Source organism: Enterobacter cloacae complex sp. ESBL7, assembly GCF_041679625.1.
Taxonomy (GTDB): Bacteria; Pseudomonadota; Gammaproteobacteria; order Enterobacterales; family Enterobacteriaceae; genus Enterobacter; species Enterobacter asburiae_B.
This window is the reverse complement of sequence record NZ_JBGORN010000012.1, coordinates 1-20,953: the sequence shown is the minus strand read 5'-3', so window position 1 is coordinate 20,953 and position 20,953 is coordinate 1. Positions and strand designations below refer to the sequence as shown.

Here is a 20,953-nt window from a genome sequence, read left to right as displayed (position 1 = left end):
GTTTTAAAACTACTACTACGCGACAGCAAACATCACGTACAGACCCAGACCTACAGCGATCATTGGGATAGCATCCACCAGACCCATAACGATAAAGAACTGAGTACGCAGCAGAGGAATCAGATCAGGTTGACGCGCTGCGCCTTCCAGGAATTTGCCCCCGAGGATGCCGATACCGATCGCAGCACCGATAGCCGCCAGACCCATCATCACAGCGGCAGCCATGTACAGCAGATCCATATTCAGGTTTTCCATGACAGTCTCCAGTTTGTTTCAATTAAAACGTAGTAGTGTTGGTAAAAAATCAGTGCTCTTCAGACGCCATCGACAGATAGACGATCGTCAGAACCATGAAGATAAAGGCTTGCAGCGTAATGATCAGGATGTGGAAAATGGCCCATGGCACATTCAGAATCCACTGTGACCACCACGGCAGAAGACCCGCGATCAGAATGAAAATCAGCTCACCCGCATACATGTTGCCGAACAGTCGCAGACCCAGTGAAACAGGTTTGGACAGCAGGCTAACGCCTTCCAGGATCAGGTTGACCGGAATAAACGCCCAGTGGTTGAACGGCTGCAAGGTAAGCTCTTTCACAAAGCCGCTTACGCCTTTCATTTTGATGCTGTAGAAAAGAATCAGGATAAATACGCCCAGCGCCATCGACAGGGTGATGTTCACGTCCGCAGACGGTACAACACGCAGCGCAGGCAGGCCGAAGATGTGCTCGCCGATAAACGGCAGCAGATCGATTGGCAGCAGGTCCATCAGGTTCATCAGGAAGACCCAAACGAACACGGTCAGGGCCAGCGGAGCAATCAGCTTGCTCTTACCATGGTACATGTCTTTGACGCTGCCATGGACGAAGCCGATGATCATTTCGATGAAGGTCTGGAATTTCCCTGGTACACCGCTGGTCGCTCGTTTAGCAACACCGCGGAACATGGCCAGGAACAGAAGACCCAAAACCACCGAGAAGAACATGGAGTCGATGTTGATCGTCCAGAAGGTGGCCGGGGGGTTATGTGGATCCACCAGCGAGAATGTACGCAGGTCCAGCTGAAGGTTATTCAGATGGTGACCTATGTAATCCTGCGGCGTCATATTTTCTGAAGCCATGATGCCTTTTACCCTTTGTTATTGATTACAGCTGGAGCCAGAACTTGTACCACCAGCACCAAAACCCACGTTGCTATCAGCGGCATGAAGACCACTTTCAAAACCGCCAGCGCCATCACCAGTAGAGCAAAGGTCAGCAACACCTTACACACTTCGCCGAGGGCGAAGGACCAGGCCACGCGGCCTTTGGCAGGTGTATGCGCCTGATGACGCCAGGCAAAAATCATAAACAACACGTTTGGCAGCACAACCGCCAAACCCCCGCACACGGCGGAGATGCCCCAGAAGGGGTCTTTGAGGCTAAACAGCAGTCCACTTGCTATCACAGCCAGAAACTGAATGAACAGAAGCTTACGAGCAACGTTTCTACTCAAGAGCGACACAGACATCACGTTTTTACTCCTGCTCCCTTCGAGGTATGCCGCGTGTCGTATAAAACGTCCTTTAAGGCTCAGAGTCAAGCATCAAAAAGCGGTCAAATTATACGGTGCGCACCCGTGATTTCAAACATTAAGTAGCGAAAAGGTGAATAAATGTTTAAATATTTTTCCCCACCGATATTTTTTAACTTTCGCTGAAAGCGTCAACCTTCGACCAAAACTGCAAACAGCGCGAAAACGTTGGCGATAAAGCGTGCACGAGATCACAAAACACACATTTGCGATAAGGTTGTATTTATCAAAGGCGCAAATCGCGCAAATTTATCTTTATGAAATTAAACGCAAAATGTCGTAACTATTTTCAAAACAGCCCAGTACACAATAAAAACGTTTTATTGACATTCTTAATAAATAATTAACATTGCGTTCTGGTTACTGCCTTCCACTTTTAGCAGACTTATATTTTCACAGATGACTATCTTCTCGGTGAATAAAAGTCGCCAGGTTAACCATAAGAAAAACCTTAGTGAAAAAGAGGTTAAAAGCCCGACGGTAAATCCTCTGTCTTTGTGCTGTTTTTTAACATGCGAAGAACAGCACAAATTCCACATTTTTTATTAATTTTTTAAAAATTGTTTGGCTTAATTATCACCAGATGACGCTCCCCATCGAGCTGAGGAATGTGTAATTTCTCGATGGATTCAACAGCAAAACCGTCCGGGAGCTGTTCAATTTCATCGCCTGGCAACTGCCCTTTCAGCGCATAAAAGCGGCCATTCTCTGCAGGCAAGTGCTTACACCAGCTCACCATGTCATTGAGTGAAGCAAACGCGCGGCTGATAACCCCGTCAAACGGCGGCTCTGCCGGGAACTCCTCTACCCTGCTCTGCACGGGCGTGATGTTCTCAAGCTTCAGCTCATGCTGTACCTGACGTAAAAAGCGCACGCGCTTGCCGAGGCTGTCCAGTAGCGTGAAGTGGCTCTCAGGGCGAACAATCGACAGCGGAACGCCCGGTAAACCTGGTCCCGTCCCCACGTCGATAAAACGCTCACCTTTCAGCCAGGGGGCGACCACGATGCTATCGAGAATATGGCGTACCAGCATCTCGTTGGGGTCACGTACTGAGGTCAGGTTGTACGCTTTGTTCCATTTGTTCAGCATATCGACATAGGCCACCAGCTGATTTTTCTGGTGATCGGTGAGCGAAATACCTGCCTGATCCAGCAGACGAGAGAGTTTGTTGAGCACGGTGAATACCTGTTGGAAAACTTAGATGGCGGGTGGCGCTTCGCTTACCCGCCCTACGGGTTCATCAGGCCCGGTAAGCGCAGCACCACCGGGCAATGTTCTGGCATTATGCGCTGCGGCGCAGCATGCCCTGCTTTTTCAGCCAGACCAGCAGAATGGAAATCGCCGCAGGCGTGACGCCGGAGATACGGGATGCCTGGCCGATCGATACCGGTTTGTGATCGTTCAGCTTGGCGATCACTTCGTTGGAAAGGCCCGTCACCTGGCGGTAGTCCAGCATTTCCGGCAGCAGCGTGTTTTCGTTACGCTGCTGTTTTTCGATCTCATCCTGCTGACGCGCGATGTAACCTTCGTACTTCACCTGGATCTCAACCTGCTCTGCCGCTTCAGCGTCTTCCAGGCCAGGCGCGAACGCGGTCAGTTTGACCAGGTTCTCGTAGGTGACTTCAGGACGGCGCAGCAGATCTTCCCCGCTGGCTTCGCGCGACAGCGGCGCGGTTAAGTGAGCGTTTACTTCGGCAGCGGTTTCCGCCTGCGGATTCACCCAGGTGGTTTTCAGGCGCTGACGTTCCTGTTCAATGCGCTCCAGCTTTTCGTTGAAGCGCGCCCAGCGCTCGTCATCGACCAGACCCAGCTCGCGGCCCATTTCGGTCAGACGCAGGTCGGCGTTATCTTCACGCAGCATCAGGCGATATTCCGCGCGAGAGGTAAACATACGGTACGGCTCTTTGGTACCCAGCGTGCAGAGATCGTCAACCAGCACGCCCAGATACGCCTGAGAACGGCCTGGTGCCCAGCCCTCTTTCTCAGCAGAGAAGCGTGCGGCGTTCAGACCGGCAAGCAGGCCCTGTGCAGCCGCTTCTTCGTAGCCGGTAGTGCCGTTAATCTGCCCCGCGAAGAACAGACCGTGGATGAATTTGCTTTCCAGGGTTGGCTTCAGGTCGCGCGGATCGAAGAAATCGTACTCAATAGCGTAGCCGGGACGAACGATTTTCGCATTCTCCATCCCCTGCATTGAGCGAACAATTTGCATCTGTACATCGAACGGCAGGCTGGTGGAGATGCCGTTCGGGTAAATTTCGTTTGAGGTTAGTCCTTCCGGCTCCAGGAAGATCTGGTGCTGGTTACGATCGGCGAAGCGCATCACTTTGTCTTCGATCGACGGACAGTAGCGTGGGCCGATCCCTTCGATCACGCCAGCATACATAGGGCTGCGATCGAGGTTATTGCGGATCACGTCATGGGTTTTCTCGTTGGTATGCGTGATGTAGCACGGTACCTGCTGAGGATGCTGTGCCGCATTGCCCATGAACGAGAACACCGGCATGGGGTTATCACCGTGCTGTTGCGCCAGCACGCTGAAATCAATGGTGCGCGCATCAATACGCGGCGGCGTGCCGGTTTTCAGGCGGCTGACGCGCAGCGGCAGTTCACGCAGACGGCGAGACAGTGGAATAGACGGCGGATCGCCGGCACGGCCACCGCTGTAGTTATCCAGACCGATATGAATTTTACCGTCCAGGAAGGTGCCCACGGTCAGCACCACGGCTTTCGCGCGGAATTTGAGGCCCATCTGGGTCACGGCACCCACAACGCGATCGTTCTCAACGATAAGATCTTCAACCGCCTGCTGGAAGATCATCAGGTTCGGCTGGTTCTCCAGCGCGGTGCGTACAGCCTGACGGTAAAGCACGCGGTCTGCCTGAGCTCGGGTCGCACGCACAGCGGGACCTTTACTCGCGTTTAGTATCCTAAACTGGATGCCAGCATGATCGATCGCTTTCGCCATCAGGCCGCCAAGTGCATCCACTTCTTTTACCAGGTGTCCTTTCCCAATGCCGCCAATCGCCGGATTACAGGACATTTGTCCCAGCGTGTCGATATTGTGTGTCAAAAGCAGGGTCTGCTGACCCATACGCGCTGCGGCCATTGCGGCCTCAGTGCCTGCATGACCCCCGCCAATGATGATGACGTCAAAAGGATCCTGATAAAACATGGTGGTCTGCCTCGCGTAAAGCGGTATGAAAATGGATTGAAGCCCGGGCCGTGGATTCTACTCAACTTTAGTCTTTCGAGAAAGCATTGGGATCCTGGGCTATTAAAAAGAAGATCTTTTTATTTAGAGATCTGTTCTATTGTGATCTCTTATTAGGATCGCGAACCTGTGTGGATAAGTCCGATCTCACAAAGAAGATCATGCAGTTAGAAAGGATCGTTTGCTGTGAATGATCGGTGATCCTGGACAGTATAAGCTGGGATCAGATCGCGACTTTATGCACAGGTCAAAAACAAAACAACAGTTGTTCTTTGGATAACTACGGGTTAATACGAGCTTTTAACCAGAGTTATCCACATCTGTTCGCGCGATCTTTAATCGTTTTTGAGTAAATTTTTCCATTCCGCGAGCCAGATCTCAGCTGGATCCTCCGGAATGTCATGATCGAGGATGTTGATCTTGAGCGTTTCACCCAGCTGTTTTGCTCCACAAGAGGTAACAGCGGCTTCAACTTTCTCTATTGCCCCGCAAAAGGTGTCATATTCACGACTGCCGATCCCCACCGCGCCAAAACGGACGTTTGACAGGTCGGGCTGCTGTTCCAGCAGTTCGTCATATAAAGGTTGCAGGTTATCCGGCAGATCGCCCGCGCCGTGCGTGGAGGTGATCAGCAGCCAGACCCCGTCAGTCGGGAGATCTTCAAGCAACGGACCGTGCAGGGTTTCAGTAGAAAAGCCCGCATCTTCCAGCTTTTCAGCCAGGTGTTCCGCTACGTATTCCGCACCACCAAGGGTGCTGCCGCTGATAAGGGTAATGTCCGCCATTGATCGCTCGCCCAGATAAAGAGACGGCCATTGTACGCTGTGAACGAGCTGGGATCTACCTGTGGAAAATGTGGGAATGAATTTGCCCGATCACGGGCGGATGGTACGCATGATCGGGTTTTGCAGGGAGATCAGCGTCTCGGTGGACTGAATTTCATCGATTGTTTGGATCTTGTTGATAAGTACCTGCTGGAGGGCGTCGATGGATCGGCACATGACTTTAATAAAGATGCTGTAATGCCCGGTGGTGTAATACGCCTCGGTGACTTCATCCAGCGCGTTCAGCTTCGCCAGGGCGGAAGGGTAGTCTTTGGCGCTTTTAAGAATGATGCCGATGAAGCAGCAGACGTCGTAACCGAGATGTTTAGGACTGACGTCAATGCGTGCGCCGGTAATGATCCCCGCCTGTTTCATTTTCTCTACGCGAACGTGAATGGTCCCCGGGCTGACGCCAAACTGTTTCGCCAGCTCGGCGTAGGCGGTACGGGCATTGGCCATTAACGCCTCCAGGATGCCGCGGTCGAGATTGTCGATCTGATAATTTTCCATAGCTTTTTCTTATGAAGATTAATGAATCACTCTATTCTAGCGTTTAATTTTATCGAATCAAAAGTGAAGGTGGCTTTTTGTTGATGAGTTATTGAATACGGTGCCGTTTCTGTTGCTTAATCAATATCAACAGGACGCAGGAGTATAAATAATGAAAACCGCTTACATCGCAAAACAACGCCAGATCAGTTTCGTAAAATCCCATTTTTCCCGCCAGCTGGAAGAGAAGCTTGGCCTTATTGAAGTTCAGGCGCCGATTCTGAGCCGCGTGGGTGACGGGACGCAGGATAACCTCTCTGGATGCGAAAAAGCGGTACAGGTGAAAGTGAAAACACTGCCAGACGCTCAGTTCGAAGTGGTTCATTCCCTGGCGAAGTGGAAGCGTCAAACCCTGGGACAACACGACTTCAGCGCGGGCGAAGGGCTCTACACGCACATGAAAGCCCTTCGTCCCGATGAAGATCGCCTTTCACCGATTCATTCCGTTTACGTTGACCAGTGGGACTGGGAGCGCGTAATGGGTGATGGTGAACGTCACGTCGGCACGCTGAAATCCACCGTTGAGGCGATCTACGCCGGGATCAAAGCAACCGAAGCGGCCGTGAGCAAAGAGTTTGGTCTGGCGCCGTTCCTGCCGGATACGATCCACTTTGTTCACAGCCAGGCGCTGCTGAGCCGCTTCCCGGATCTCGATGCTAAAGGCCGCGAGCGTGCGATCGCCAAAGAATTAGGTGCTGTGTTCCTGATCGGTATCGGCGGCAAACTGTCTGATGGCAAACGCCACGACGTTCGCGCGCCGGATTATGATGACTGGAGTACGGCGGGTGAGGGCGAATTTGCCGGGCTGAACGGCGATATTCTGGTGTGGAACCCGGTACTGGAAGACGCCTTCGAGCTCTCTTCTATGGGGATCCGCGTGGATGCTGACGCGCTGAAGCGCCAGCTGGCGGTCACCGGCGATGAAGATCGTCTCAAACTCGAGTGGCACCAGGCGCTGCTGCGCGGTGAAATGCCTCAGACTATCGGCGGTGGTATCGGCCAGTCCCGTCTGACCATGCTGCTGCTGCAATTACCCCATATCGGTCAGGTTCAGTGTGGCGTCTGGCCGCAGCAGGTACGTGAAAGCGTCGGTTCTCTTCTGTAATTAACGCTGCCAGCGTCTGAGCAGGCGGCTACGCAGCCCGGTATCAAAGCGCCAGATATGATCGAAGATGCGCATGATGCCGGGTTTTCCATGGGCTGACATCGCCACCGCATGAAATCGGTGCTGGTGCACCCGCTGTAACTCCTTCACCTTATTCACCACGTCATCCGGCAGCCGCTGGGCAATAAAATCGGAAATCACCACCGCGTCAGCGTCGTACCAGTCGCCTCCCTGCATACGCTCCACAATGCTGCGAAAGCAGCTGGCCAGATCCGTGCCGCCGCGAAAGCGCTGGCTCAGGAAGCGGATTGCCTGCTCGATACCCTGCTGATTCGTCAGCTCATAGCCCACCACCTCGCTGGAGAAGAGCATGATGAAGCAGCGACGACGATCGGCCAGCGCCACGCGCATCAGTGCCAGACAGAACGCCTTCGCGCACTGCTCGTTAAACCCGCCCATCGAACCGGACGTATCCACGCAAACAATGAATGGCCCGCGCGGCTGTTCATCAAAATCCTGATGGACGACCGGCCGTTGGCTGACTTTCTCACGCCAGGCTTCGCCGTGCAGTCGGTAGGTGAGAAGCTGTTTTTCCACCAGCCGACGATAGAACTCATACTCCAGCTCGGTCATCCCCAGCGTGCTCAGTTCCGTGGGCAGCAGGCGTAAAATGTCATCGCTCTGCTGGAGCCCGTCGACCTGCTCCGGCACGGTAGCCGGTTCGCGCACCAGGGTGCGGAAGGTTTCCATCGGGGCATCTTTCTTTGGGACCGACTTTGCCTCCCTTGAGCGACCCAGCTGTTCAGCAAGCTTCATCAGCTCGGGCTGCTGCGCCAGAAAATCGCCGTATTTGACGATCAGCTGATAATCCCCGCGCCGGAGCTGACCTGCGCTCATATCCCAGAGACGTCCTGCGGCGTTTTCATTCTCCACCAGCACCTGTTCTAGCTGGCCGCTCAGCGTCATCCGTTCCTGAACTTCACTGAGCAGCTGTTCACGCTCTTCGTCCAGCAGCTGCTGGTTCAGCGTTGTGGCCTGAACCACCAGGCTGAGGCGCCAGCGCTGTAGGAACAGGGTATGCAGCGCCGGGGTAAAAGTGGCGTTATCCGTAACCAGCGCCCGCGCCTGGCTGGCAAACGGAGAGTGGACTTTATCAAGCAGCGTAAGGGTTTGCGGCAGCTGGACGATAAACTGCGGTGTCGACAGCCGTTGGCACTGCTGATAGCTGGCGACCTCCTCCGTCAATTCAGGCGGGACTTCCGTCTCCTTAAACCGCTGGCGAAGGTTATCGCGCCAGCGCGGAAGATCGTCCGTCATCGCCTTTTTAAGCTTTGGAAATTTTTCAAAAAACGCCGCCAGCTGCGGCGACGCCAGAAGGGTAATGACCACTTCTTCGATCAACCCCTCCTCGCTGACGGCCAGCATGACGTTAAGCGTATCCAGCGTTAGCATTGACGCGCCTGTTTGATCTGCGCGCTGACGTCCTGCAGGCTGGCTTCGATGCGACCTAGCCAGTCGCTATGAATAAAGAGGCATTTTTGCTGCTCGCTAAAGCGGGTGTGCTGCTGATGCCATTCGGTATCCAGCGCTTCCAGCTGCTGCTTAATCTCTTCGGGGACGCTGTCAGAGGCGGTGCCCGGAAGCGCAAGACGCGAGCCCTGGAGGCTGACGTCGCGGATCACCAGGTGCTGGCTGCTGTCCACTTCCATATTCAGCGGCTGCGCGAAACCAATGCCGTTGAGTTTTCCTCGGATCTCTCCGCCCTTATCCAGCCACTGCGCCAGCGCCTCGCGCTCAATCGTAATGTGCACCACCTGCATATCATGCAGTTTAAGCGGCTGCTGGAGCAGCAGCGTTAGCGTTGCGCCGGTCAGGTCCGCGGGAAGCTCGTAGTGCGGTTTGCGGGCGAACATGCCCCCAAGGCGATTCACTTTCAGCGCGGTTTTATCGCTTTGCTGCTGCTGGAGCTGGATGCGCCGCTGGGCAATCGCCCCCAGCTGGTTGAGCATCGCCTGCTGCCCCCAGGCGTGCCCGGTCATCAAAACGTCAAGCTGCTGCTGCATCAGGTTCATGCCTTCTGCATCATGCCAGAGGCAGTCTTTGAGCAGGATCAGGTCAATTGGCGCAACGGCGTCACGCCCGCTGAACAGGGCGCTGGCCTGCAGCAGGCGGATCGCTTTTTTCCAGCGGCGATCGGAGACATAGGGCGCTGAAGGAATGAGATCAAGCTGCTGGCGCAGGAGATAGATCAGCTCGAAGACGGCGTCTGGCAGTTTGATTTTGCCGATATCCTGCTGCCACTGGTGATACTCCTCATCCGTTATCTGCAGCGAAGCGGATACCGGGTTTTCACTTTCATCCTGCTGGCTGACCAGCATGGAGCGGAAGTTGGATTTATCCTGCACTTTGTCCAGCCACAGGCGGATAAGCATACGGTCATACAGCGCTTCCAGACTGCTGTCGGCTTCAGGCAGTTCGTTAGAGGCGGCCACCAGCAGGCGCATCGGGATTTTCTCTTCACTGGCGCCGTTACGGAACCGACGTTCGTTTATCGCCGTGAGCAGGGTGTTCAGAATAGCCGGCCCCGCTTTCCAGATCTCATCGAGAAAAACAATCTCAGCCTCCGGAAGATACCCTTCTGTCAGACGCTGATAGCGCCCCTCATCTTTCAATGCCTGAATGGAGAGCGGACCAAAAACTTCTTCTGGGGTGGAAAACCGGGTCATGAGATATTCGAAGGCGCGGGCGTTCTGAAAAGCAAATTTCAGCCTGCGGGCAATCAGGCTTTTGGCAATGCCCGGCGGTCCCAGCAAAAACACGCTCTCACCGCTCAACGCCGCCAGTAAACAGAGGCGGATGGCGTGGCTACGCTCGAAAAGGCCTTTCTCCAGCGCGCTGCTGAGGCGGGAAATTCTTTCTGCTAATAAATGTGAGTGAGCCATAATAGTTTTGCATCCTTTCGCCGTCGTGGCGGCCAATTGAAGCGAGTATAGACGTTTCAGTCAGGGCTGGTAATAGACTGAAGTGCGGCGCAATTTTCTTTGCGCTACATTAATGCGGTTGCATTTAGGGGTACGATTTTGCAATGAATCGTGCATACTGTGCGCTTTTTGTGGGCCAAGGGACCGGGAACACATTTGTTATTTAAACGAAAAGACTAGTCTATGAGCACTGATAATAAGCAATCATTACCCGCAATAACGCTTGCGGCGATCGGGGTTGTCTACGGTGATATCGGCACCAGCCCGCTTTATACGCTTCGTGAATGTCTGTCCGGCCAGTTTGGTTTTGGTGTTGAACGCGATGCCGTATTTGGCTTCCTGTCCCTCATTTTCTGGCTGCTGATCCTGGTGGTTTCCGTTAAATATCTCTCCTTCGTTATGCGTGCTGATAACGCAGGTGAAGGTGGGATCCTGACCCTGATGTCTCTTGCCGGGCGGAATACCTCGGCCAGGATGACCTCGGTGCTGGTCATTATCGGCCTGATTGGCGGCAGTTTCTTCTACGGGGAAGTGGTGATAACGCCGGCTATCTCGGTGCTGTCGGCGATTGAGGGGCTGGAGATTATCGCTCCGCAGCTCGATTCATGGGTGGTTCCGCTGGCAATTATTGTCCTGACGCTGCTGTTCATGATCCAGAAGCACGGTACAGGGCTGGTGGGCAAACTGTTCGCGCCGATTATGCTGGCCTGGTTCCTGATCCTGGCGGCGCTTGGTTTACGCAGCATTATCGCGAACCCGGAAGTGCTGCATGCGCTGAACCCTTACTGGGCGGTGCATTTCTTCCTCGAATACAAAGTGGTTTCCTTCGTGGCGCTGGGGGCCGTCGTGCTCTCCATCACCGGTGTGGAAGCGCTGTATGCTGACATGGGCCACTTCGGGAAACTGCCTATCCGCGTGGCATGGTTTATTGTGGTGCTGCCGTCGCTGGTGCTGAACTATTTCGGTCAGGGCGCGCTGTTGCTTAAAAACCCGGAAGCGATCAAGAACCCGTTCTTCCTGCTGGCGCCTGACTGGGCGCTGGTGCCGATGCTGATCCTGGCGACGCTGGCGACCGTCATTGCCTCCCAGGCGGTGATTTCCGGCGTGTTTTCTCTGACGCGCCAGGCCGTGCGTCTGGGGTATCTGTCACCGATGCGCATCATCCATACCTCAGAGATGGAGTCGGGCCAGATCTACATCCCGTTCGTTAACTGGCTCCTCTATTTCGCTGTTGTTATTGTTATCGTCAGCTTTGAGCACTCCAGTAACCTGGCGGCGGCGTACGGTATTGCGGTAACCGGTACGATGGTGCTGACATCGCTTCTCTCCACCACGGTGGCGTACCGAAACTGGCACTGGAATAAATTCCTCGTGGCGATGATTCTGGTGGGCTTCCTGTGTATCGACGTGCCGCTGTTCTCTGCGAACCTCGATAAAATTGTCTCCGGTGGCTGGCTGCCGCTGACGCTGGGTCTGGTGATGTTCATCGTCATGACCACCTGGAAAAGCGAGCGTTTCCGCCTGCTGCGCCGCATGCACGAGCACGGCAATTCTCTGGAGGCGATGATCGCTTCTCTGGAGAAATCCCCGCCGGTCCGCGTGCCGGGTACTGCGGTATATATGTCTCGCGCGCTGAACGTCATTCCGTTCGCGCTGATGCATAACCTCAAGCACAACAAAGTGCTGCACGAGCGGGTGATCCTGCTGACGCTGCGCACCGAAGATGCGCCGTATGTTCATAACGTCCGTCGCGTGCAGATCGAGCAGCTGTCGCCGACCTTCTGGCGCGTGGTGGCAAGCTACGGCTGGCGCGAAACGCCAAACGTGGAAGAGGTGTTCCACCGCTGCGGCCTGGAAGGACTGAGCTGCCGGATGATGGAGACGTCGTTCTTTATGTCGCACGAGTCGCTGATCATCGGCAAGCGCCCGTGGTATCTGCGCCTGCGCGGCAAGCTGTACCTCATCCTGCAGCGTAACGCCCTGCGCGCGCCTGACCAGTTTGAGATCCCGCCTAACCGCGTGATTGAGCTGGGGACGCAGGTCGAGATCTAATCCCTTCTGAAAATGCCGGGTGGCGCTTCGCTTACCCGGCCTACCAAATCCCCCGCCAACCCACAATAATTGTCTCTGCATTTCACTTAGCGAAACGTTTCGACGCCGATCACAAATCTGTTACGTCATGATGGTTTTCTGAACATTCTTGAGATTAAACTGATGTCAGCGAAACGTTTCGCTAGTGGAGCAAGAAAATGAAGAAAGGCACGGTACTCAACTCAGAAATCTCATCGGTTATTTCCCGTCTTGGGCATACCGATACGCTGGTGGTTTGCGATGCAGGCTTACCGGTTCCGCGCAGCACAACCCGTATCGATATGGCGTTAACGCAGGGTGTACCCTCGTTTATGCAGGTACTGGATGTGGTGACCGCGGAGATGCAGGTTGAGGCGGCCATTCTCGCGGCGGAAATCAAACAACATAATCCGCAACTCCACGAAACGTTGCTCAGCCATATTGAGCAACTGCAACAACACCAGGGAAACACCATAGAAATTCGTTACACGACGCACGAACAGTTCAAACAACAAACCGCAGACAGTCAGGCGGTGATTCGCAGCGGGGAGTGTTCCCCGTATGCGAATATCATTCTCTGTGCTGGCGTCACCTTCTGAGGCCATCATGGACGCATTACTGCAACTCAAAGGGATCGATAAGTCGTTCCCGGGCGTAAAAGCCCTCTCCGGCGCGGCGCTGAATGTCTACCCCGGGCGCGTGATGGCGCTGGTGGGCGAAAACGGTGCCGGCAAATCCACCATGATGAAAGTGCTGACCGGTATCTACCAACGCGATGCCGGTTCACTCGTCTGGCTGGGTAAAGAGACCACCTTCAATGGCCCAAAAACCTCTCAGGAAGCGGGTATCGGTATTATTCACCAGGAGCTGAACCTCATTCCTCAGCTCACCATTGCGGAAAACATCTTCCTCGGCCGCGAGTTTGTTAACCGGTTCGGCAAAATCGACTGGAAAACCATGTACGCCGAAGCGGACAAGCTGCTGGCGAAGCTGAACCTGCGCTTTAAGAGCGATCGCCTGGTAGGCGATCTGTCCATTGGCGATCAGCAGATGGTGGAAATCGCGAAGGTGCTGAGCTTTGAGTCGAAGGTCATCATTATGGATGAACCGACCGACGCCCTGACCGATACCGAAACGGAATCCCTGTTCCGCGTGATCCGCGAGCTGAAGTCGCAGGGGCGCGGGATTGTCTATATCTCTCACCGCATGAAAGAGATCTTCGAAATCTGCGATGACGTCACCGTTTTCCGCGACGGGCAGTTTATTGCCGAGCGCGAAGTCGCCACGCTGACCGAAGATACGCTCATCGAAATGATGGTGGGACGCAAGCTCGAAGATCAGTATCCGCATCTGGAGAAAGCGCCGGGTGAGATCCGCCTGAAGGTGGACAACCTCTGCGGTCCGGGTGTGAACGACGTGACCTTTACCCTGCGCCAGGGCGAGATCCTGGGCGTGGCGGGACTGATGGGTGCCGGACGTACCGAGCTGATGAAAGTGTTGTACGGCGCACTGCCGCGCACCAGCGGTTATGTCACCCTCGACGGTCATGAAGTGGTCACCCGCTCTCCGCAGGATGGTCTGGCGAACGGCATCGTTTATATCTCCGAAGACCGCAAACGCGACGGCCTGGTGCTGGGGATGTCGGTTAAAGAGAACATGTCCCTGACCGCGCTGCGCTATTTCAGCCATAGCGGCGGTAGTCTGAAGCATAAAGATGAGCAGCAGGCGGTCAGCGATTTTATCCGCCTCTTTAACGTCAAAACCCCGTCGATGGAGCAGGCGATTGGCCTGTTGTCCGGCGGTAATCAGCAGAAAGTGGCGATTGCGCGCGGGCTGATGACGCGCCCGAAAGTGTTAATCCTCGACGAGCCAACCCGCGGCGTAGACGTGGGCGCGAAGAAAGAGATCTATCAGCTGATTAACCAGTTCAAGGCCGACGGTCTGAGCATCATTCTGGTCTCTTCCGAGATGCCAGAAGTATTAGGCATGAGCGATCGCATTATCGTCATGCATGAAGGGCATCTCGGCGGTGAATTCACTCGCGAGCAGGCCACCCAGGAAGTTCTGATGGCTGCCGCTGTGGGCAAGCTTAATCGCGTGAATCAGGAGTAAGAAGATGACTACCCAGGCTGTTTCTGGTCGCCGCTATTTCACAAAGGCATGGCTGATGGAACAAAAATCGCTGATTGCCCTGCTGGTGCTGATCGCGATTGTATCGACCATGAGCCCGAACTTTTTCACCGTTAATAACCTGTTCAACATTCTGCAGCAGACGTCTGTGAACGCCATTATGGCGGTCGGCATGACGCTGGTGATTTTGACCTCAGGTATCGATCTGTCCGTCGGTTCCCTGCTGGCGCTCACCGGCGCGATCGCCGCTTCGATTGTCGGCATTGAAGTCAACGCGCTGGTTGCCGTGGCCGCTGCCCTGGCGGCAGGCGCGGCGATTGGCGCCGTAACAGGCGTGATTGTGGCAAAAGGCCGCGTTCAGGCGTTTATCGCCACGCTGGTGATGATGCTGCTGCTGCGCGGTGTGACCATGGTATACACCAACGGTAGCCCGGTTAATACCGGCTTTACCGATAACGCGGATCTGTTTGGCTGGTTCGGTATCGGTCGCCCGCTGGGTGTTCCGACCCCGGTCTGGATCATGGCTATCGTCTTCCTGGCGGCGTGGTACATGCTGCACCACACCCGTCTGGGCCGTTATATTTACGCGCTGGGCGGTAACGAAGCGGCAACGCGCCTGTCCGGTATCAGCGTTAATAAAGTCAAAATTATCGTTTACTCCCTGTGCGGTCTGCTGGCATCGCTGGCAGGTATCATCGAAGTGGCGCGCCTCTCTTCTGCGCAGCCGACGGCGGGTACGGGGTATGAGCTGGATGCTATCGCAGCAGTGGTTCTGGGCGGTACGAGTCTTGCGGGCGGTAAAGGTCGCATTGTTGGGACATTGATCGGCGCACTGATTCTCGGTTTCCTGAATAATGGTTTGAATTTGTTAGGTGTTTCCTCCTATTACCAGATGATCGTTAAGGCAGTGGTGATTTTGCTGGCGGTACTGGTAGACAACAAAAAACAGTAACTGACGACACTACAGGACATCTTAGATATGAACATGAAAAAACTGGCTACCCTGGTTTCTGCTGTCGCGCTGAGCGCAACCGTAAGTGCTAACGCCATGGCGAAAGATACCATCGCGCTGGTTGTCTCTACCCTGAACAACCCGTTCTTCGTCTCCCTGAAGGACGGTGCGCAGAAAGAAGCGGACAAACTGGGCTACAACCTGGTGGTACTGGATTCACAGAACAACCCGGCGAAAGAGCTGGCTAACGTTCAGGACTTAACCGTTCGTGGCACTAAAATTCTGCTGATCAACCCAACCGATTCTGACGCCGTCGGTAACGCCGTTAAAATGGCAAATCAGGCGAAAATTCCGGTGATCACTCTGGATCGCCAGGCAACGAAAGGCGAAGTTGTTAGCCACATTGCGTCTGATAACGTGCTGGGCGGCAAAATCGCGGGTGATTACATCGCGAAGAAAGCCGGCGAAGGCGCGAAAGTTATCGAACTGCAGGGGATTGCCGGTACGTCCGCAGCCCGCGAGCGTGGTGAAGGCTTCCAGCAGGCTGTGGCTGCGCACAAATTTAACGTGCTGGCCAGCCAGCCGGCCGACTTCGATCGTACTAAAGGTCTGAACGTTATGCAGAACCTGCTGACCGCGCACCCTGACGTGCAGGCGGTATTCGCGCAGAACGACGAAATGGCGCTGGGCGCGCTGCGTGCCCTGCAGACCGCAGGTAAATCTGATGTGATGGTTGTCGGATTTGACGGCACACCGGATGGTGAAAAAGCAGTAAACGATGGCAAACTGGCTGCGACCATCGCTCAGCTGCCTGAGCAGATTGGCGCCACTGGCGTTGAAACTGCCGACAAAGTGCTGAAGGGCGAAAAAGTTCAGGCTAAATACCCAGTTGACCTGAAGCTGGTCATCAAGCAGTAAAAGGCGAATCAGGCAGTCGCTGGCTGCCTGAGGGACACCAATAAAGAAAAGTGTGGCATACGCCACCGGGTAACACCGGTGGCGCTCTCAGATGGACAACCCAACCATGAAAACCGCAGGCAACCTCGTCGTCCTTGGCAGTATCAATGCCGATCACATTCTTAACCTTGAATCGTTCCCTGCACCGGGCGAAACCGTCACGGGTAACCAGTATCAGGTAGCATTTGGCGGTAAAGGTGCCAACCAGGCCGTCGCCGCCGGTCGCAGCGGGGCGAATATTGCGTTTATCGCCTGCACGGGTGATGACGATACCGGTGAGCGAGTACGCAAACAGCTGGCGAGCGACAACATTGATATCGCACCGGTCAGCGTGGTTACAGGGGAATCGACCGGCGTGGCGCTGATTTTCGTCAACGCTGAAGGTGAGAATGTCATCGGTATTCATGCGGGGGCTAACGCTGCGCTGACGACGGAGCGCGTGGAAGCGCAACGTGCCATCATCGCCGGAGCGGAAGCCCTGCTCATGCAACTGGAGTCACCGGTTGAAAGCGTGCTGGCCGCCGCGAAAATTGCGCATGAAAATCATACCACTGTCGTACTTAACCCGGCCCCGGCCCGTGTATTATCAGACGAGCTACTGGCGCTGGTGGACATCATTACGCCGAACGAAACCGAAGCCGAAAAGCTGACGGGCATTCGCGTAGAAAATGATGACGATGCCGCGCGAGCCGCGCGTGCACTGCATGATAAGGGCATCGGTACCGTGATTATCACCCTTGGTAGCCGTGGGGTGTGGGCAAGCGTCAATGGCGAAGGCCGTCGCGTGCCGGGCTTTAAGGTCAAAGCGATTGATACCATCGCAGCGGGAGATACCTTCAACGGTGCACTGGTCACCGCGCTGCTGGAAGGCAAGAGAATGGATGACGCTATTCGCTTCGCACACGCTGCTGCCGCGATTGCGGTGACGCGCAAAGGCGCCCAGCCTTCCGTTCCGTGGCGTAAAGAGATAGATGAATTCTTAAGTCAGCAGGGGTAACGCTTGGCCACAATGAAAGATGTCGCCCGCATGGCGGGCGTTTCTACCTCGACGGTCTCTCACGTTATAAACAACGATCGCTTCGTCAGCGAGGCGATTCGGGAGAAAGTTGAAGCTGCGGTAAAAGAACTCAACTATGCGCCGTCTGCGCTGGCGCGCAGTCTTAAGCTCAACCAGACGCGCACCATCGGTATGCTGATCACCGCCAGTACCAACCCCTTTTATTCAGAACTGGTTCGCGGCGTGGAGCGCAGCTGCTTCGAGCGTGGCTACAGCCTGGTGCTGTGCAATACCGAGGGAGACGAGCAGCGCATGAATCGTAACCTGGAAACGCTGATGCAAAAACGCGTCGACGGGCTACTGCTGCTCTGCACCGAAACGCACCAGCCCTCGAAAGAGATCATCCAGCGTTATCCTTCGATTCCCACCGTGATGATGGACTGGGCGCCGTTCGACGGAACCAGCGATCTCATTCAGGATAACTCCCTGCTGGGCGGCGATATGGCGACTCAGTACCTGATTGATAAAGGACACACTCGCATTGCCTGTATTACGGGGCCGCTGGATAAAACTCCGGCGCGTTTGCGTCTGGAAGGGTATCTTTCCGCCATGGAACGAGCGGGGCTTGCCATTCCTGATGGCTACCGGATCACAGGCGACTTTGAGTTTAACGGCGGCTTCGAGGCAATGCAGAAACTGCTAACGCAAAAGCCGCGTCCGCAGGCGGTCTTTATTGGTAACGACGCGATGGCGTTTGGTGCCTATCAGGCGTTGTATCAGGCGGGGCTACGCGTGCCGGACGATATGGCGGTGATTGGCTATGACGATATCGAACTGGCCAGCTACATGACGCCGCCGCTGACCACTATTCATCAGCCGAAGGATGAACTGGGCGAGCTGGCCATCGATGTGTTGATCCACCGTATGGCGCAGCCCACGCTGCAACAGCAACGGCTGCAGCTTACTCCTGTTCTGATGGAACGCGGTTCGGTTTAGCTTTCTCTTTGTGACGCTCTTTAATCAGGTTTCGGCCGTCTTTTGGTTTTAACAGCATAAAGACCAGCGCCGATACCACGGTAAGTGCGCCCATGGTGATAAAGGTATAGTGGAACTGCTCAACGGTATTCGCGCTGTCAAAACCCTCATAAAACCTCAGCACCGCTGCACTCACGGCAACCCCTAAACTGATCGACAGCTGTTGCGTTACCGCCAGCACGCTGTTGCCGCTGCTGGCGTTCTCGTCAGTCAGGTCGGCGAGGGTGATGGTGTTCATCGACGTGAACTGCGTCGACATCGCCATGCCCAACACAAACAGCGGCAGGATCAGCATCCAGACGGGTAACGCGGCGGATTGCAGCGAGAACTGCGCAATCATCAGACCGATAAAGACCGTCACGCCAACCAGCGTCTTACGATAGCCAAACCAGCGCAGCACTTGTGTCACGGTTGATTTTGCCAGAATCGAGCCCATTGCCGTGGGCGCCATCATGCAGCCAGCAATCAGGGCCGGGTAGCCGAAACCCACCTGCAGCATCAATGGCATCAGGAACGGTACGCAACCCGTCCCCAGACGAGACGCAATGTTCCCAGCAATCCCTACGGAAAACGTTCGGGTGTTAAAGAGCCCCAGGGAGATTAACGGCGTCGGGTGACGGCGCGCGTGACGTATATAAAGAAGGAATAACAGAATACCGCCGAGGATAACGGAGAGTGCTAACCACGTCGCGACGATCTTCTCGCCAAACAGCTCCATCCCGCTGGAGAATAACACCAGGCTCAGGCCAAACAGGAAAAAGCCGCCCATATCGAAGCTGCGCCTTGGCGTGGTGAAGTTCGGCATATATTTGCGGGCATACAGCAGCCCCGCAACGCCAATTGGAATATTAATCAGGAAGATCCAGTGCCAGCTTGCCCAGGTGACAAACACGCCACCGAGTACCGGGCCAAGAATCGGGCCAACCAGGCCCGGCATGGTGACGAAGTTGAGTACGGGAAGCAGTTCGCTCCTGGGGTAGGCCCGCAGCAAAGCAAGGCGCGCCACCGGCATCATCATCGCGCCGCCAATGCCCTGCAATACGCGGAAGATAACCAGCTCCGTTAAGGATGAGGAGAGCGCACAGGCCAGCGAACCGAGCGTAAAGAGCGTTACGGCCAGCATGAAAACTCTGCGGGTGCCAAAGCGGTCGGCCAGCCAGCCGCTGACCGGAATTAACATTGCGACCGTCAGGGTGTAGCTGATGATGGCGGACTGCATCGCCAGCGGGGAGCGGTTAAGGCTTTGCGCTATAGCGGGAAGCGCTGTGTTGAGGATGGTGGCATCCAGTGCCTGCATAAAAAACGCCATGGCTGCAATCCACGGCAATCCGGCCATGCTGCGCGCTTTTTTCGTTGTCATTTATTTACCTGCTGGTGGGTTGGCGCGGCCAGCAATGCCTGGCACGCACTCAGGGCTCGCTGCCCGTCGCTTTCCTGGATGGCATCAACTATCGCCTGGTGCAAATCCAGTTTTACCACTTCGTTTTGTGTAATAGAGGTAAAGTAGGTGTGATACACCGAATGAAATAAAGAGGCAAAAGAGGTGAGGAACGGATTGGCGCTCATCATATAGATGTGTTCATGCCAGGCCATATCGACCTCAACCCAGCGTTCGCGGTTGAAGTGTTTTTTCAGGAACACCATCTCTTCCATCAATGCGTTAAGCTGCGCTTTCTGCTCTGCTGTTCCTAGCGTGGCGGCAAGCAGGCATGCCTGAGGTTCAAGGCTGCTGCGCATCACCAGAAAGTGATCGACGACCTGATGAAAGTTATCTTCCGTCATCCACCAGGAGAGCAGCTCCTGATCGAGAAAATTCCAGTTACTCTGTGGCATCACGCGCGTGCCAATGCGAGGGCGTGGAAGCACCATACCTTTTGCCGTTAGGGTTTTCACCGCTTCGCGCACGGCGGTACGGCTCACCCCAAACTGCTCACCCAGCTCCATTTCACCCGGCAGGATGCTACCCGGGGGATATTTACCCGCTAAAATCCGCTGAGCCAGCTTTTCTGCCAGCACGTACGACAGGTTTTTTTGGGCGGCCAGCTGTTGTGCGCTTAATGGCATCGCTTTTATTCCTTAAAGATTCATGCTGATAATTATGCCACCTCGAATGTGATTGTGGTTGCAGATACATCAAATAGAACAATTTGTAGCTTGATTTCACCTCTGTTGGTGAAAAAAAACGCGGATGGAAACTTTTTTTAAATTTCCTCTTGTCACGTCGGAATAACTCCCTATAATGCGCCTCCACTGACACGGAACAACGGCACACACGCCGCCGGGTCAGCAGAGAAAAGCGAAATTAATCACTTGACTCTGAAGCGGGAAAGCGTAATATGCACACCCCGCGCCGCTGCGAAAAGCGAAGCGGCACTGCTCTTTAACAATTTATCAGACAATCTGTGTGGGCACTCAAAGTGACATGGATTCTTAACGTCCTCGGACGAAAAATGAATACCAAGTCTCTGAGTGAACATACGTAATTCATTACGAAGTTTAATTCACGAGCATCAAACTTAAATTGAAGAGTTTGATCATGGCTCAGATTGAACGCTGGCGGCAGGCCTAA

At 54.7% G+C, this 20,953-nt stretch carries 19 protein-coding genes; 8 read left to right on the top strand and 11 right to left on the bottom strand.

Going from position 1 to position 20,953, the window contains the following annotated elements; all coding sequences use genetic code 11:
* Nucleotides 1-15: 15 nt before the first annotated feature.
* The 7 genes from atpE to asnC form a co-directional block, all read right to left on the bottom strand.
* Complete coding sequence (gene atpE, locus ACERY3_RS22575) at nucleotides 16-255, bottom strand: F0F1 ATP synthase subunit C (RefSeq protein WP_000429386.1); 240 nt, start codon at nucleotides 253-255, stop codon at nucleotides 16-18.
* Nucleotides 256-304: 49 nt separating this feature from the next.
* On the bottom strand, nucleotides 305-1,120 hold the full coding sequence (atpB, locus tag ACERY3_RS22570; RefSeq protein ID WP_023309789.1) for a F0F1 ATP synthase subunit A: 816 nt from the start codon (nucleotides 1,118-1,120) through the stop codon (nucleotides 305-307).
* 8 nt (nucleotides 1,121-1,128) lie between these two features.
* Nucleotides 1,129-1,509, bottom strand: coding sequence for a F0F1 ATP synthase subunit I (atpI, locus tag ACERY3_RS22565; protein WP_008500194.1), 381 nt, complete (start codon nucleotides 1,507-1,509; stop codon nucleotides 1,129-1,131).
* Nucleotides 1,510-2,125: 616 nt separating this feature from the next.
* On the bottom strand, nucleotides 2,126-2,749 hold the full coding sequence (rsmG, locus tag ACERY3_RS22560) for a 16S rRNA (guanine(527)-N(7))-methyltransferase RsmG (protein ID WP_023309787.1): 624 nt from the start codon (nucleotides 2,747-2,749) through the stop codon (nucleotides 2,126-2,128).
* 106 nt (nucleotides 2,750-2,855) lie between these two features.
* On the bottom strand, nucleotides 2,856-4,745 hold the full coding sequence (gene mnmG, locus ACERY3_RS22555; protein WP_014072433.1) for a tRNA uridine-5-carboxymethylaminomethyl(34) synthesis enzyme MnmG: 1,890 nt from the start codon (nucleotides 4,743-4,745) through the stop codon (nucleotides 2,856-2,858).
* Nucleotides 4,746-5,119: 374 nt separating this feature from the next.
* The gene (mioC, locus tag ACERY3_RS22550; protein ID WP_023309786.1) at nucleotides 5,120-5,569 is read right to left on the bottom strand and encodes an FMN-binding protein MioC; all 450 of its coding nucleotides are present in this window, start codon (nucleotides 5,567-5,569) and stop codon (nucleotides 5,120-5,122) included.
* 90 nt (nucleotides 5,570-5,659) lie between these two features.
* Nucleotides 5,660-6,118 carry a transcriptional regulator AsnC gene (gene asnC, locus ACERY3_RS22545; RefSeq protein WP_023333916.1) on the bottom strand — a complete coding sequence of 153 codons (459 nt, stop codon included), beginning with the start codon at nucleotides 6,116-6,118 and terminating at the stop codon, nucleotides 5,660-5,662.
* A gap of 151 nt (nucleotides 6,119-6,269) precedes the next feature.
* On the opposite strand from asnC, the gene asnA reads away from it, so the two are divergent.
* A complete protein-coding gene (gene asnA / locus ACERY3_RS22540; protein ID WP_045888253.1) occupies nucleotides 6,270-7,262 on the top strand; it encodes an aspartate--ammonia ligase in 993 nt (330 codons plus the stop codon).
* Here asnA and viaA read toward each other — a convergent pair whose 3' ends face one another.
* The gene (gene viaA, locus ACERY3_RS22535; protein ID WP_058842016.1) at nucleotides 7,263-8,714 is read right to left on the bottom strand and encodes an ATPase RavA stimulator ViaA; all 1,452 of its coding nucleotides are present in this window, start codon (nucleotides 8,712-8,714) and stop codon (nucleotides 7,263-7,265) included. It abuts the gene before it with no gap.
* A complete protein-coding gene (gene ravA, locus ACERY3_RS22530; protein WP_058842015.1) occupies nucleotides 8,708-10,204 on the bottom strand; it encodes an ATPase RavA in 1,497 nt (498 codons plus the stop codon). The genes viaA and ravA overlap by 7 nt, the downstream gene beginning before the upstream one ends.
* A 222-nt stretch (nucleotides 10,205-10,426) precedes the next feature.
* Here ravA and kup point away from each other — a divergent pair, with 222 nt between their 5' ends.
* The 7 genes from kup to rbsR all read left to right on the top strand — a co-directional run bounded on the left by kup (nucleotide 10,427) and on the right by rbsR (nucleotide 18,345).
* On the top strand, nucleotides 10,427-12,295 hold the full coding sequence (gene kup, locus ACERY3_RS22525; protein ID WP_023309781.1) for a low affinity potassium transporter Kup: 1,869 nt from the start codon (nucleotides 10,427-10,429) through the stop codon (nucleotides 12,293-12,295).
* Between the two features lie 197 nt (nucleotides 12,296-12,492).
* Nucleotides 12,493-12,912, top strand: coding sequence for a D-ribose pyranase (gene rbsD / locus ACERY3_RS22520; RefSeq protein WP_032662094.1), 420 nt, complete (start codon nucleotides 12,493-12,495; stop codon nucleotides 12,910-12,912).
* A gap of 7 nt (nucleotides 12,913-12,919) precedes the next feature.
* Nucleotides 12,920-14,425, top strand: coding sequence for a ribose ABC transporter ATP-binding protein RbsA (gene rbsA, locus ACERY3_RS22515; protein WP_373226573.1), 1,506 nt, complete (start codon nucleotides 12,920-12,922; stop codon nucleotides 14,423-14,425).
* A 4-nt stretch (nucleotides 14,426-14,429) separates the two neighbouring features.
* Nucleotides 14,430-15,395, top strand: coding sequence for a ribose ABC transporter permease (gene rbsC, locus ACERY3_RS22510; protein ID WP_006808742.1), 966 nt, complete (start codon nucleotides 14,430-14,432; stop codon nucleotides 15,393-15,395).
* A gap of 27 nt (nucleotides 15,396-15,422) precedes the next feature.
* Nucleotides 15,423-16,313, top strand: a complete 891-nt coding sequence (gene rbsB / locus ACERY3_RS22505; RefSeq protein ID WP_010426610.1) for a ribose ABC transporter substrate-binding protein RbsB — start codon at nucleotides 15,423-15,425, stop codon at nucleotides 16,311-16,313.
* A 106-nt stretch (nucleotides 16,314-16,419) separates the two neighbouring features.
* Nucleotides 16,420-17,349 carry a ribokinase gene (gene rbsK / locus ACERY3_RS22500; protein ID WP_319877288.1) on the top strand — a complete coding sequence of 310 codons (930 nt, stop codon included), beginning with the start codon at nucleotides 16,420-16,422 and terminating at the stop codon, nucleotides 17,347-17,349.
* Nucleotides 17,350-17,352: 3 nt separating this feature from the next.
* Nucleotides 17,353-18,345 carry a ribose operon transcriptional repressor RbsR gene (gene rbsR / locus ACERY3_RS22495; RefSeq protein ID WP_073001901.1) on the top strand — a complete coding sequence of 331 codons (993 nt, stop codon included), beginning with the start codon at nucleotides 17,353-17,355 and terminating at the stop codon, nucleotides 18,343-18,345.
* Here rbsR and mdtD read toward each other — a convergent pair.
* Nucleotides 18,311-19,744 carry a multidrug transporter subunit MdtD gene (gene mdtD, locus ACERY3_RS22490; protein WP_033144368.1) on the bottom strand — a complete coding sequence of 478 codons (1,434 nt, stop codon included), beginning with the start codon at nucleotides 19,742-19,744 and terminating at the stop codon, nucleotides 18,311-18,313. The two genes, rbsR and mdtD, sit on opposite strands and share 35 nt — an antisense overlap.
* Nucleotides 19,741-20,448: a FadR/GntR family transcriptional regulator gene (locus ACERY3_RS22485; RefSeq protein WP_033144369.1), complete on the bottom strand. Its 708-nt coding sequence runs from the start codon at nucleotides 20,446-20,448 to the stop codon at nucleotides 19,741-19,743. Before ACERY3_RS22485 ends, mdtD begins: the two co-directional genes overlap by 4 nt.
* Nucleotides 20,449-20,953: the final 505 nt, after the last annotated feature.

Bases quoted from the DNA above. Each gene is read 5' to 3' on its own strand.
- atpB (WP_023309789.1), bottom strand. From the start codon at position 1,120: ATGGCTTCAGAAAATATGACGCCGCAGGATTACATAGGTCACCATCTG.
- rbsC (WP_006808742.1), top strand. From the start codon at position 14,430: ATGACTACCCAGGCTGTTTCTGGTCGCCGCTATTTCACAAAGGCATGG.
- rbsB (WP_010426610.1), top strand. From the start codon at position 15,423: ATGAACATGAAAAAACTGGCTACCCTGGTTTCTGCTGTCGCGCTGAGC.
- rbsD (WP_032662094.1), top strand. From the start codon at position 12,493: ATGAAGAAAGGCACGGTACTCAACTCAGAAATCTCATCGGTTATTTCC.
- rbsK (WP_319877288.1), top strand. From the start codon at position 16,420: ATGAAAACCGCAGGCAACCTCGTCGTCCTTGGCAGTATCAATGCCGAT.
- asnC (WP_023333916.1), bottom strand. From the start codon at position 6,118: ATGGAAAATTATCAGATCGACAATCTCGACCGCGGCATCCTGGAGGCG.
- mioC (WP_023309786.1), bottom strand. From the start codon at position 5,569: ATGGCGGACATTACCCTTATCAGCGGCAGCACCCTTGGTGGTGCGGAA.
- rbsA (WP_373226573.1), top strand. From the start codon at position 12,920: ATGGACGCATTACTGCAACTCAAAGGGATCGATAAGTCGTTCCCGGGC.
- asnA (WP_045888253.1), top strand. From the start codon at position 6,270: ATGAAAACCGCTTACATCGCAAAACAACGCCAGATCAGTTTCGTAAAA.
- mdtD (WP_033144368.1), bottom strand. From the start codon at position 19,744: ATGACAACGAAAAAAGCGCGCAGCATGGCCGGATTGCCGTGGATTGCA.
- viaA (WP_058842016.1), bottom strand. From the start codon at position 8,714: ATGCTAACGCTGGATACGCTTAACGTCATGCTGGCCGTCAGCGAGGAG.
- ravA (WP_058842015.1), bottom strand. From the start codon at position 10,204: ATGGCTCACTCACATTTATTAGCAGAAAGAATTTCCCGCCTCAGCAGC.
- atpI (WP_008500194.1), bottom strand. From the start codon at position 1,509: ATGTCTGTGTCGCTCTTGAGTAGAAACGTTGCTCGTAAGCTTCTGTTC.
- atpE (WP_000429386.1), bottom strand. From the start codon at position 255: ATGGAAAACCTGAATATGGATCTGCTGTACATGGCTGCCGCTGTGATG.
- ACERY3_RS22485 (WP_033144369.1), bottom strand. From the start codon at position 20,448: ATGCCATTAAGCGCACAACAGCTGGCCGCCCAAAAAAACCTGTCGTAC.
- mnmG (WP_014072433.1), bottom strand. From the start codon at position 4,745: ATGTTTTATCAGGATCCTTTTGACGTCATCATCATTGGCGGGGGTCAT.
- kup (WP_023309781.1), top strand. From the start codon at position 10,427: ATGAGCACTGATAATAAGCAATCATTACCCGCAATAACGCTTGCGGCG.